The organism is Streptomyces sp. H27-D2 (assembly GCF_035828615.1).
Lineage (GTDB): Bacteria > Actinomycetota > Actinomycetes > Streptomycetales > Streptomycetaceae > Streptomyces.
Map to the genome: position 1 here is coordinate 69,678 of NZ_JAYMZR010000019.1, position 12,403 is coordinate 82,080.

Below are 12,403 nucleotides of genomic sequence, written 5' to 3' on the forward strand. Positions count from 1 at the left end.
TCGCTCACGTGACCGCGGAGACGAACCTCTACGCGCTCGCGCAATCATCCGCCCCCGCCGCCGCGAGCTCGGAGCCGGCCGAGCTCCGGGCGCGGCTGCGCTGGTATCTGCGGGGCAGCACCCCGGGCGACCGGAAGCTGACAGCGGTGGGGTACGCCGGGCCGGCGGCCGGCGATCTCCTGTACTGGCTCTACCGGTTGGAGTCGATCGCGGAGGATGTGCGGTCCGTCCTCGCGGACATCCGGTCCGGGCCGACGCCCTGCGGCCTCGGCTGCGACTTCGCGAACCGGGTGACCCACGCGCTGCTGCCCTGCGGCAGCGGCGTCGATCACGCTCTGCGGCTGCTGCGCCGGGAGTTCAACCGCATCTCGCTGCCGAAGCGCCCGGACGCGGGCCCGCAGCCCGGCCAGGGCCCGCCCGTCGAGCTCGTGGTGTGGGCCCACATCGTGTGCAGTGTGCGGGCCGAGGCGGCGATCTGCGCGGAGCGCGCGGCCCTCGTCGGCGGGCTGGGCGTCAGCCGCCGGGGAGCCGCCCGCGAGCGCGCGATGCGGCAGGGCGCACCCCGGCAGGCGCCTTCGTCCCCGCAGTGGCGCGAGTGCGAGTGCGCGCCGCCCGAGGGGTTCGCCGAGGCGGTCGTGCAGTCGGCGCGCCACGCGGAGCTGCTCTTCCGGGACATGGCGCGGCTGCCGGGCTTCCGCGCCTGGCGGTCGATGGCCGATCCGCTGTACCGGGGGTGGCTGGACGGGGCCCTCTACCGGACAGCCGCGCCGCCGCCGCTGTTCAGGAACTGCGAGGAGCTCTACCGCGACTACCCGTCGCTGGCGAGCGGCTGGGAGCCGGGGAGCGACACCGCCTCGCAGATCGCGGACGCCCTGCCGCTCGGCAGCCTGGAGAGGTACGCGCAGGACCAGGACGGCCTGGAGTGGGCCGTTATCGTGGCCGTCCCCGACGAGGGCGCGGACCCTCGCAACTGGCAGGAGCCCACGGCTGCCGTCGTGGCCGCTCATCTGCCGCCCCGGTCGTCTCAGGCCTTCTGTTACGTCCTCGCGGACGGGTTGGTCCCGCGCGACGTCATGCGCCATCTCTACGGCTTCCGGGGGCTCGGCAGTCTCGAAGGGATCGCGGCGGCGCTCGGGGTGCTTTCTGCGCCTTAAGGGCCTTAGGGGGCTTAGGGGTCAGGGAGCTCAGGGGTCTCAGGGGTGGGGCGACATTTTGGGGGCCTTGACCCGGCGGCGACCGGGGGCGCGCGAGGTCCGCTTCGCGCCGTCCGGCTGAGCCCTGCCGCCGGGGCGCGCTCACCCCGGCCCGCGCCCCCAGACGCCCCTCCGCGCCCGCCCCGTCCACCGGCGCTCGACCGGAGTTTCAGCCACTGTCCCTAACCTCCCGGTGACAGAGGAACCTCCGTACCACAGAGGCAACACGACGGAGGCAAGCCGCCACGCTGGAGAGGAATCACAGATGCGTCCGGCAGTCACGCCGTTCCGGGTCGAGATACCCGAGGCGGACCTCACCGACCTTCTACAGCGACTCGCCCGGACCCGGTGGCCGGAGGCCGAAACGGTCGCGGACTGGTCCCAGGGTGTGCCGCTGGGCTATCTGCGGGAGCTGGTCTCCTACTGGGCCGGGCAGTACGACTGGCGGGCGACCGAGGCCCGGCTGAACGCGCTGCCGCAGTTCCGTACGGAGATCGACGGGCTCGGCATCCACTTCCTGCACGTGCGCTCCCCGCACCCGAACGCGATGCCCCTGCTGATGAGCCACGGCTGGCCTGGCTCCGTGGTGGAATTCCTCGACGTCATCGGCCCGTTGACCGATCCCGCTGACCCGGCGGACGCGTTCCACGTGGTCTGTCCCTCGCTGCCCGGCTACGGATTCAGCGACAAGCCGGCCGGCACCGGCTGGACCGCGGAGCGCACCGCCGCGGCCTGGGCCGAACTCATGGCGCGGCTCGACTACGGGCGGTACGCGGCGCACGGCGTGGACTGGGGCTCGTTCATCACCGCCGTCATGGGCGAGAACGACACCGGCGCGCTGGCCGGCATCCATCTGACGATGCCGTTCGCGCGGCCCCCGCAGGAGCAGGTCGAGCTGTCCGAACGGGACATCGCCGGGCTGAGTGCCCTCAAGGAGTTCCAGCAGCAGGAGGGCGGCTACTCGGTCCTCCAGACCACCCGTCCGCAGACCCTCGGCTACGGGCTGACCGACTCCCCGGCGGGCCAACTGGCCTGGATGGCCGAGAAGTACTGGGCGTGGAGCGACCACGACGGCGACCTGGAGAAGGTCATCTCCCGCGACCGGCTGCTCGACGCCGTGTCGGTGGGCTGGTTCGCCGCCACGGCCGCGTCCTCGGCCCGTATCTACTGGGAAAGCCAGAACAAACTGGCGCTGGCCCCCGTGCACGTCCCCACCGCGGTCTCCGCCTTCCCCAAGGACGGCCGGATGCCGCGTCCCTGGATCGAGGGGCGGTTCAGCCGGCTCGACAGGTGGACGGACCACGAGAGCGGCGGCCACTTCCCTGCCCTGGAGCAGCCCGACACCCTCGTCGGGGAACTCCGTGCGTTCTTCCGTACCTCGCGCTGACCGACCTCGCGCCGACCGACGAGCCACGACGAGCCACAAGGAAGTGTCCACCGTGACCACAAGTGCCACCGAACCGGGCGTTGACACCGAGGCGAGCTTCGCCGAGCCGGGCTCCGACGCCGAGCCGGGCTCCGACGCCGCGGCGAACACCTTTCCGTACAAGCGCAAGTGCCCGTTCACTCCGCCGGAGGAGTATGCGGAGATGATCGAGAAGGACGTATCCCAGGTCACCCTGGACGGCTCCGGCCTGCGCATCTGGGGCATCACCGGCTACCAGACCATGCGCCAGCTGCTCACCGACCCGAGGGTGAGCGCCTCGCGCAAGCACGCGAACTTCCCGTTCTACTTCATCGCCCCGCCGGAGTACCGCACCGAGACGTCGTTCATCGGATACGACGGCACGGAGCACACCACGACCCGGCGCAAAGCCGCCCTCACCTTCACCAGCCGTCAGGTGCGGCGGCTGCGGCCGCGTATCGAGGAGATCGTCGACGAGCACATCGACAAGATGCTGTCGATGCCGGCGCCCATCGACATGCACCGGGTGTTCTCACTGGCCGTCCCGATGACCGTCATCTGTGAACTGCTCGGCATACCGCAGGACAAGCACGACTTCTTCATCAAGCACGGCACCGCTCTGCTCGGCGGCCACACCTCGATCGAGGAGCGCCAGGCCGCCATCGTCGAGGTCAACGCCTATGTGGACGAGCTCATCCAGCTCAAGAAGCGCGAGCCGGGCGACGACCTGCTCAGCAGGGCGATGGCCGACTACGAAGAGTCCGGCGAGGCGTACACCGACCGCGACCTGTTCAACATGGTCCGGCTGCTGATGAACGGCGGTCACGAGACCACCGCGAGCCAGATCTCGCTGGGCACCGCCTGCCTGCTGGAGAACCCGGAGCAGCTCGAACTGCTCCGCAACGACCCGGCGCTGGTCAAGCCCGCCGTCGAGGAGCTCATCCGGATCGCCACCATCGGCGACACCGCCGTGCCTCGGGTCGCGCTGGAGGACATCGAGATCGGCGGCCAGCTGATCCGCAAGGGCGACGGCATCCTCTGCCTCGGCCTCGCCGCCAACCGCGACCCCGAGGTCTTCCCCGAGCCGGACAAGGTCATCATCAGCCGCGGCAGCCGCAAGCACCTCGGCTTCGGCCACGGCGTGCACCACTGCATCGGCGCGGACCTCGCCCGGCTGGAGCTGGAGATCGTCTGGAGCAAGCTCTTCGAACGCATCCCCGGCCTCAAGCTGGCCAAGCCCTTCCTGGACATCCCGCGCAAGGAAGGCGCGGTCATCTACGGGCTGTGGGAGTTGCAGGTCGAGGGCTGGTGACGCGCTGCTGCTGACGGGGCCGGTCCGTGGGCCGCGGTGACGGCGGTCTGCGGCTGGTGACGTGACGACAGTGGTTCGGGCCGCGGTTTCTCTTACGGGAGGCCGCGGCCCGTTCGCGTTGCGGCGGTACGGCGTCGGCGCGGGGCGGCAGCGGCGCGGGGGCGCGTCGGCGCGGGGTACGGCGTGCGCGGCATCGGCAGCGCCCCGCGTTGGCGCGCCCCGGTGCGCGGGAGTGGCCGCGCGCCCTGCCACGCCCCTCCACGCCACGCGCGCCCTCGGCCGCGCCCGTCCCGCCCCGAGCCGGATTCGAGGGGCCCGCGAGGTCCCGGCGTCACGGTCGGTTCCACCGGAGCCACCACCACGACTGGCGCCGCAACCAGATACGGAGCCGATGCCATGACCACCACCGCAGGCGCGTTGCTCACCGAGCCCGACGTCGCCGCCTTCCGGGCCGCGATGGCCCGCTTCCCCACCGGGGTCACCCTGCTCACCCAGGGCAGCGGCGACGACACCATCGTGATGACCCTCAACAGCCTGACCTCGGTGTCCCTCGACCCACTGCTGCTCCTGGTCTCCGTCAAGGCAGACGGCCGGATGCGCCCCCGGGTGTCCCTCGGCGGCAGCTTCGCCGTCAATGTGCTGACCGAGGCGCACCGGGACCTGGCGCAGGAGTTCTGCCGCCCCGACCGGTCCGAGGGCCAGGCCGCGATGCTGCGGCTGGGCGCCGTCGAGGGCGTCACCGGGAACGCCGTGATCCCGTCCGCCGAGGCGTACTTCGAGTGCGATCTGTACGCCGAGTACGAGGCCGGCGACCACACGCTGCTGGTCGGCCGGATCGTCGCCCTCTCCGGCGGACCGGCCGAGGCGGACCCGCTGGTGTTCCACCGGGGCGGCTACACCCGGCTGCCGCTGGACCGTACGAAGGGTGCCTGAACGAAGGGCGCCTGATCGCCTGGACCTTGTCTCGGAGCCGATGGAGCCGGGCGGTGGCCTCTCCCCGAGAGCCGGGTTCGAAAGGTGAACGGGTTGAAGCACTTAACTCAGGACGTGAGTTAAGTGGTAGAAGAACGTCGCGTCAAGGCTCCGCACACCGGTAGATTGCGGCGGGGAACCGCACGGAGGGGGCCACATGAGCGATCGGAACCAGCGGACGGTACGCGACCTGCGGCGGACCAGCCGTTCGGCGGTGCTGCGACGGCTGTTCTTCGAGGGGCCGGTCAGCCGCGAGGAGCTGCGCTCCGGCACCGGGCTCAGCTCGGGGTCCATCAGCAACGTGGTCAGCGAACTGGTCGCCGAGGGCCTGGTGGAGGACGCCGGCTCGGTCGAATCCGACGGCGGCCGCCCGCGCACCCTGCTGCGCGTCGCCCCCGCCAGCGGGTACCTCATCGGGGTCGACGTCGGCGAGACCCGGGTCCGCGTCGAGCTGTTCGACATGGCGCTCAACGAGATCGCCCGCACCGAACGGCCGCTGGTCGCACGCGGCTACGACGTCGACCGCATCGTCGACCACATCGGGCAGGGGGTCGGCGCCGTGCTGCGCGACGCGGACGTCTTTGCCCGGCAGCTGTTCGGGGTCGGCGTCGGCGTCCCCGGCATCGTGGACCGCGGCTCGCCCGACGGCGCCGTCGTGCACTGCCAGACCATCGGCTGGGACGCCGTACCGCTCGAAGCGCTGCTCCGCCGTCGCGTCGAACTCCCCGCCGACGTAGCCTTCTTCATCGACAACGGCGCCAACACGCTGGGCCGGGCCGAGATGTGGTTCGGCGCCGGGCGCGGGGCCAAGGACGCGGTCATCGCGCTGATCGGCTCCGGGGTCGGCGCGTGCGTCATCACCGACGGCGCGCCCTACGGCGGCGCGAACAGCAGCGCGGGCGAGTGGGGGCACACCACACTCCAGATCGGCGGCCGGCGCTGCCGCTGCGGCGCGCGGGGCTGCCTGGAGGCGTACGTCGGCGCGGAGGCGCTGCTCGACCGCTGGGCACGCCCGCGCGGGGCGGGCGGGGCGGGCGGGGGCGGCGGAGCCGGCGGGGCGGAGGTCCGGGAGCAGGACGACGAGTCGGGGCTCACCGCGCTGCTGGCCGCCGCCGACGCCCAAGACCCTTCCGCCGTCGAGGTGCTGGACGAGACGGCCTTGTACCTGGGGGTCGGCATCGCCAACCTGGTGAACCTGTTCAACCCGGAGCGGATTCTGCTCTGCGGCTGGGCGGGCCTGCTGCTCGGCCCCCGCCTGCTGCCCGAGGTGCGCCGCGTCGCCGTCACCCACGCCCTGCGGCACCCGGCCGAACGCACCACCATCAAACTGGGCCGGCTCGGCCCGGACGCGGTCACGCTGGGGGCCGCGACGCTGCCCCTCGCCGACTTCTTCACCCGGGGCGGCAGCCGCGCCGGGGCGCGCCGGCCCCGGGCCGTCACGCCTGCCACCGCGCCGATGACGTTGCCGGCGGGCTGACGGGCGGGCTCCGGGGGCCGGGGGTCTCGCCCCCACAGCCCCGCCGACACCGAGGCCATGCCACAGCCACCAGGGTCTCAATCCCGCCGTATCCCGCCGCCTCGACCGACATCACGTACATAACAGCGTGACCTTGCTAGGTTGCGAGCCATGACCGCAACGACAGCGGACGCGCCCCCGCCCGACCTCCGGCTGCCCAAGCGCCGGGGCGTCGAGCTGGTGCTTCTCGCCGGGGCCGTACTGATCTCGGTCTACGGCTATATCGACGTCGGCCTCGCCAAGAACGACACCGTGCCCGGCGGTGCGGCGGGGTACGGCGCGGGCCTGGGCGTACTCGCGCTCCTCGCGCACCTCGCCGTGCGCGCTCGCGCCCCCTACGCCGACCCGCTGCTGCTGCCCATCGCGGTCCTGCTCAACGGGCTCGGCCTGGTCCTCATCTACCGGCTGGACCTGGAGACCCCGAAAGACCAGGCCGCGCCGACCCAGCTGTTCTGGTCCACGCTGGGCGTCGCCCTGTTCATCGGCGCGATCCTGCTGCTGCGCGACCACCGGGTGCTGTCCCGCTACGCCTACGTCAGCGTCGCCGCCGCGCTGGTCCTGATGGTCGTGCCGATCTTCTTCCCGGCCATCAACGGCGCAAAGATCTGGATCAGGGTCGGCGCCTTCTCGATCCAGCCCGGCGAGTTCGCCAAAATCCTGCTCGCGGTCTTCTTCGCCGCGTACCTCGCCGCGAACCGCCACGCCCTCGCGTACACCGGCCGCAAGGTCTGGAAGCTGCAACTGCCCACCGGCCGGGTGCTCGGCCCGATCGTCGCGATCTGGCTGGCCAGCGTCGGCGTGCTGGTGCTGGAGCGCGACCTGGGCACCTCGCTGCTCTTCTTCGGGCTCTTCGTGATCATGCTGTACGTGGCGACGGGGCGGACCGGCTGGATCGCCGTCGGGCTGGTGCTGGCGGCGGTCGGCGCGTTCGTCGTCGGCTCGCTCGAACCGCATGTGAACAGCCGCGTCGAGGACTGGCTGCACCCCTTCGCCAGCATCGACGCGGGCGAGGGCGCGAGCCAGCTCGCCCAGTCGCTCTTCGCCTTCGCCGCCGGCGGCATGCTCGGCACCGGGCTCGGCGCGGGCGACTCGATCCTCATCGGCTTCGCCGCCAAGTCCGACTTCATCCTCGCCACGGCGGGCGAGGAGCTGGGCCTGGCCGGGCTCACCACGATCTTCATGGTGTACGCCCTGCTGGTGGCCCGGGGCTACCGGGCCGGGCTCGCACTGCGCGACCCGTTCGGGCGGCTGCTCGCCGTCGGCCTCTCCTCGATCCTCGCGCTCCAGGTCTTCGTGATCGCGGGCGGCGTGATGGGGCTGATCCCGCTGACCGGCATGGCCATGCCGTTCCTCGCGCAGGGCGGCTCATCCGTCGTCACCAACTGGATCATCGTGGCGCTGCTCATCCGCGTCAGCGACAGCGCCCGCAGGCCGCGCCCGACCGCCGCCGAGACCGGGATCATCGCGGCCGTCGATCCGGACGAGCCGTACGACCGGAACGCGCCGTACGGCCCGGACGCCGCGTACGACGCCGAGGGCAGGGACGAGCGCGCCGGCCCGGTTCGCCCCGGCCGCCCCGGCCGCCCCGGCGAACCGGACGCCCCCGACGACGAGGAGGCCGGGAAGTGATCCGCTACATCCGCCGCGCCGCCGCCTTCTGCCTGCTGCTGCTCATCGCGCTGCTGCTCAACGCGAGCCGCATCCAGATCTTCAAGGCCCAGGACTACGAGGACAATCCGGCCAACCGCCGGAAGACCATCGCCCGCTACGACCAGCCGCGCGGCAATCTGCTGGTCGACGGCAAGCCCGTGACCGGCTCCAGGGACACCGGCGAGGGCCTGCGCTACGAGCGCACCTATCCGCACGGCCCGCTCTACGCCCCCGTCACCGGCTACGCCTCCCAGACGTACGGCACCACGCTGCTGGAGAACGCCGAGGACGATGTCCTCTCCGGCACCGACCCGCTCCTCGCGCCCTTCCCCTTCTGGAACGAGATCACCCGCGAGCAGCAGCCGGGGGGCGATGTGCGCACCACCATCAAGGCGGCCGTGCAACAGGCCGCGTACGGCGGGCTCGGCGGCAAGAAGGGCGCGGTCGCCGCCATCGAGCCGAAGACCGGCAAGATCCTGGCGCTGGCCAGCACCCCTTCGTACGACCCCGAGCGGCTCTCGGGCACCGGCTCCGCGGTCGGCGACGCCTGGACGAACCTCAACGCGAGCAAGAGCCAGCCGATGCTGAACCGGGCGCTCAAGCAGACGTATCCGCCCGGCTCCACCTTCAAAGTGGTCACGGCGGCCGCCGCCCTCGACAACGGCGAGGTCTCCGACATCGACGCCCCGACCGACTCGCCCGCCCCGTACACCCTGCCGGACACCCGCACCCAGCTCCCGAACGAGGCGAGCGGCTGCAAGAACGCCACCCTCCGGTACGCCTTCCAGGTCTCCTGCAACACGGTCTTCGCGAAGCTCGGCAACGACGTCGGCCTGGACGGCATGGTCGGGGCCTCCGAGGGCTTCGGCTTCAACGACGACGATCTGACGGTCCCCTCGCGGGTCGTCAAGAGCAACTTCGACACCGAGATGAACGCCTCGCAGGTCGCGCTCTCCTCGATCGGGCAGTTCGACACCACCGCCACGCCGCTCCAGATGGCCATGGTCTCGGCGGCGGTCGCGAACGGCGGCGAGGTCAAGAAGCCCTACCTGGTGGACAAGATCACGGACTCCGGCGGCGACACCGTCTCCACCACCGGCGACCGCACCCTGCACCGCGCGATGGAGTCCGACACCGCGAGCAAGCTCCAGCAGATGATGGTCGGCGTCGTCACCAAGGGCACCGGCACCAACGCCGCCATCCCCGGCGCCGAGGTCGGCGGCAAGACGGGCACCGCCCAGCACGGCGTCGACAACAAGGGCACGCCGTACGCCTGGTTCCTGTCCTGGGCGAGGGCGGACGGCGCGGACGACCCGGCGGTGGCCGTCGCCGTCGTCGTCGAGGACGCCTCCGCGAACCGCGCGGACATCAGCGGCGGCGGCAGCGCGGCGCCGATCGCACGGGCGGTGATGCGGGCGGCGCTGGGCGGCTGAACGGGCCGGCTTCGAGGGAGCGTGGCGCGGGCGGGGCGAGCGTGACGGGCGCGTGAAGGGGCGCGCAAAGGGATGGGCGCGCCCGTCCCCCGCGCGTCACGCGCCGTCCTCGCCCTCCGCGATCGCCGCCGCGATCTCCTCCGTACGGGCCGTCTCCTCGGCCGCGAAGCGCTCCGCGTCCAGCTTGTCGGCGAGTTCCTCGTCCTCGGCCATCAGCAGGTCGAGGTTGGAGTTGCCCATCTCGAAGACGCCCATGTCGACGTAGGCCTGTTGCAGCCGCTCGCCCCACAGGCCGATGTCCTTGACGCATGGCACGATCCGGCTGAACAGCAACTGCCGGAAGAGGCGCAGGTACTCGGACCGTTCGCTGAGCTCGCCGGCCTCCTGCGGCGAAATGCCGAAGTTCTCCAGGACTTCGGCGCCGCGCAGCCGGTCGCGCATCAAGTAGCAGCCCTCGATGACGAACTCCTCGCGTTCGCGCAGTTCGGCGTCCGAGAGTTGCTTGTAGTAGTCGCGCAGCGCCATCCGGCCGAAGGCCACGTGCCGGGCCTCGTCCTGCATGACGTAGGTGAGGATCTGCTTGGGCAGCGGCTTGTCGGTCGTGTCGCGGAGCATGCCGAACGCGGCCAGCGCGAGGCCCTCGATGAGCACCTGCATGCCGAGATAGGGCATGTCCCAGCGGGAGTCGCGCAGGGTGTCGCCGAGCAGCGACCGCAGGCTGTCGTTGACCGGGTAGAGCATCCCGACCTTCTCGTGCAGGAAGCGGCTGTAGATCTCCGCGTGCCGCGCCTCGTCCATGGTCTGGGTCGCCGAGTAGAACTTCGCGTCCAGGTCGGGGACGGACTCGACGATCCGGGCCGCGCAGACCATCGCGCCCTGCTCGCCGTGCAGGAACTGGCTGAACTGCCAGGACGCGTAGTGCCGGCGCAGGTCCGCCTTGTTCGCGTCGGACATCTTGTCCCAGTGGGGGGTGCCATAGAGCGTCATGCCCTCGTCCGGGACGCCGAGCGGGTCGTAGGGGTCCACTTCGACGCCCCAGTCGATGCGCAGATTCGCGTCCCACTGCTTGTCCTTGCCCTTCTGGTAGAGGGCGAGGAGTCGCTCGCGGCCGTCGTCGTAGTCCCAGCTGAAGCGGGCGGCTCCGGTGGCGGGCACCTGCCACGGCGAGCTGCCCGGGTCCTGTACGTAGAGCTTCTGCGTCGACATGGATGTCTCCTTCGGCTCGCCTCGGCCCCTACAGCGGTGGGTCGTTGGCAGGTTCACACGTGGGTTACCACCGGGTCAACAAGTCGGGAGAGAAGTCCCGCGAGAGGGATTGACGAGCTTGCTGACAGGCAGTCTCATAAGGAGGTGACCGCGGGTAACCCACGAGCGAGGTGTCATCGACCATGACGACAGCCATCACGAAGGCCAGCACCACCGCCACCGAGGAAGAAGTGATCCAGGACGCCCTGGGGCTGCTCAAGGACCGGGAACAGGTGGCCGAGCGGCTGCTCGAATCCTCCGCGAAGCACTCCTTCGACCCCGACACCGAACTCGACTGGGACGCGCCCCTGGAGGACGGCAAATGGTTCTGGCCACCGGAGTTGCTGTCCCTCTACGACACACCGCTCTGGCGGAAGATGTCCGACGACCAGCGGATCGAGCTGTCCAAGCACGAGGCGGCCTCGCTCGCCTCGATCGGCATCTGGTTCGAGATCATCCTGATGCAGCTGCTCACCCGGCACATCTACGACATGTCGCTGACCAGCGCGCATGTGCGCTACGCACTCACCGAGATAGCCGACGAATGCCGCCACTCCAAGATGTTCGCGCGGATGATCACCCACAGCGGGGCGCCCACGTACCCCGTCTCGCGCGCCCACCACAACCTCGGCCGCATCATCAAGACGATCTCCACCACTCCCGGTTCGTTCGCCGCGACGCTGCTCGGCGAGGAGATACTCGACTGGATGCAGCGGCAGACCTTCCCGGACGAGCGCGTGCAGCCGCTGGTGCGCGGTGTCACCCGCATCCACGTCGTGGAGGAGGCCCGGCACGTCCGGTACGCCCGCGAGGAGTTGCGCCGCCAGATGGTCAAGGCGCCGCGCTGGGAGGCGGAACTGACCCGCGTCAGCTCGGGCGAGGCGGCCCGCGTCTTCTCCATCGCCTTCGTGAACCCGCAGGTCTACACGAACGTCGGGCTCGACCGCACGGAAGCCGTACGCCAGGCGCGTGACAGCGCGCACCGGCGGGACGTGATGCGGCTGGGAGCGAAGCGGCTGACCGATTTCCTGGACGAGATCGGGCTGATGCGGGGGCTCGGGCGGAGGCTGTGGGTCAGCTCGGGGCTGCTCGCGTAGGGCGGCCGGCTCGCGCCGGGGTTGAGGGCGCGCGGTAGGGGCGCGCGGCGGGAGCGGCGGGAGCGCGGCGGGAGCGGCGGGAGCGCGGCGGGAGCGGCGGGAGCGCGGCGGGAGCGGCGGGAGCGCGGCGGGAGCGCGGCGGGAGCGGCGGGAGCGCGGCGGGAGCGGCGGGAGCCCGCCGCTGGAGTCAGCTGCCGGAGTGGCTCGCTGGAACTGTCGCATCCCTCCTGGCCAACGCCTTCGGTCGCCGGGGCCGCTACGCTGCCAGACATGAACGCCCGCTTTGTACCCAAGGACTTGATCGCGAGCGAAGACGGGGTGCGGCGGAGCGGAACGGCCCCGGCGGCACCGGACGGGCAGTCGGCGGCTCCGGCCGAGCAGGAGGGCCCGCCGGCGCGCGAGAACCGTCCGCAAGCCGGTCGTACGCACAGCGCGCCCGCGCAACGCGCCCCCGCGAAGGTCGGCCCGGCCGCCGCGCCGACCAGGTCCCGGCGCGGCGCGGAGGGTGTCGCGTACCGGCGGATGACCGTCGAGCAGCGGCGCGCGCAACTGCTCACCGCCGCCCTCGGGCTGTTCGCGC

At 71.5% G+C, this 12,403-nt stretch carries 9 protein-coding genes and 1 pseudogene; 9 read left to right on the plus strand and 1 reads right to left on the minus strand.

What is annotated here, in order from left to right:
• The first annotated feature begins 8 nt into the window (after positions 1-8).
• The 7 genes from QMK28_RS10730 (at position 9) to QMK28_RS10760 (ending at position 9,481) form a co-directional block, all read left to right on the plus strand.
• Positions 9-1,154, plus strand: coding sequence for a hypothetical protein (locus QMK28_RS10730; protein ID WP_326436838.1), 1,146 nt, complete (start codon positions 9-11; stop codon positions 1,152-1,154).
• Between the two features lie 304 nt (positions 1,155-1,458).
• Positions 1,459-2,580, plus strand: a complete 1,122-nt coding sequence (locus QMK28_RS10735) for an epoxide hydrolase family protein (protein WP_326436839.1) — start codon at positions 1,459-1,461, stop codon at positions 2,578-2,580.
• Between the two features lie 52 nt (positions 2,581-2,632).
• Positions 2,633-3,910, plus strand: a complete 1,278-nt coding sequence (locus tag QMK28_RS10740; RefSeq protein ID WP_326436840.1) for a cytochrome P450 — start codon at positions 2,633-2,635, stop codon at positions 3,908-3,910.
• A 396-nt stretch (positions 3,911-4,306) separates the two neighbouring features.
• Positions 4,307-4,843 (plus strand): flavin reductase family protein, encoded by a 537-nt coding sequence (locus QMK28_RS10745; RefSeq protein WP_326436841.1) that lies wholly within the window; start codon positions 4,307-4,309, stop codon positions 4,841-4,843.
• A 196-nt stretch (positions 4,844-5,039) separates the two neighbouring features.
• A complete protein-coding gene (locus tag QMK28_RS10750; RefSeq protein ID WP_326436842.1) occupies positions 5,040-6,359 on the plus strand; it encodes an ROK family protein in 1,320 nt (439 codons plus the stop codon).
• Positions 6,360-6,509: 150 nt separating this feature from the next.
• Positions 6,510-8,027: an FtsW/RodA/SpoVE family cell cycle protein gene (locus QMK28_RS10755; RefSeq protein WP_326436843.1), complete on the plus strand. Its 1,518-nt coding sequence runs from the start codon at positions 6,510-6,512 to the stop codon at positions 8,025-8,027.
• Entirely contained in the window at positions 8,024-9,481 is a 1,458-nt protein-coding gene (locus tag QMK28_RS10760) for a peptidoglycan D,D-transpeptidase FtsI family protein (protein WP_326436844.1), read from the plus strand. Before QMK28_RS10755 ends, QMK28_RS10760 begins: the two co-directional genes overlap by 4 nt.
• A 96-nt stretch (positions 9,482-9,577) precedes the next feature.
• On the opposite strand, the gene QMK28_RS10765 is transcribed toward QMK28_RS10760, so the two are convergent.
• Positions 9,578-10,687 (minus strand): ferritin-like domain-containing protein, encoded by a 1,110-nt coding sequence (locus QMK28_RS10765; RefSeq protein WP_326436845.1) that lies wholly within the window; start codon positions 10,685-10,687, stop codon positions 9,578-9,580.
• Positions 10,688-10,869: 182 nt separating this feature from the next.
• Here QMK28_RS10765 and QMK28_RS10770 point away from each other — a divergent pair, with 182 nt between their 5' ends.
• Positions 10,870-11,823: an AurF N-oxygenase family protein gene (locus tag QMK28_RS10770; protein ID WP_326436846.1), complete on the plus strand. Its 954-nt coding sequence runs from the start codon at positions 10,870-10,872 to the stop codon at positions 11,821-11,823.
• 270 nt (positions 11,824-12,093) lie between these two features.
• A pseudogene (locus QMK28_RS10775) lies at positions 12,094-12,403 on the plus strand (hypothetical protein); the annotation flags it as partial.

Coding starts and splice junctions, on each gene's coding strand:
- QMK28_RS10755 (WP_326436843.1), top strand. CDS start 6,510: ATGACCGCAACGACAGCGGACGCGCCCCCGCCCGACCTCCGGCTGCCC.
- QMK28_RS10745 (WP_326436841.1), top strand. CDS start 4,307: ATGACCACCACCGCAGGCGCGTTGCTCACCGAGCCCGACGTCGCCGCC.
- QMK28_RS10735 (WP_326436839.1), top strand. CDS start 1,459: ATGCGTCCGGCAGTCACGCCGTTCCGGGTCGAGATACCCGAGGCGGAC.
- QMK28_RS10770 (WP_326436846.1), top strand. CDS start 10,870: ATGACGACAGCCATCACGAAGGCCAGCACCACCGCCACCGAGGAAGAA.
- QMK28_RS10750 (WP_326436842.1), top strand. CDS start 5,040: ATGAGCGATCGGAACCAGCGGACGGTACGCGACCTGCGGCGGACCAGC.
- QMK28_RS10765 (WP_326436845.1), bottom strand. CDS start 10,687: ATGTCGACGCAGAAGCTCTACGTACAGGACCCGGGCAGCTCGCCGTGG.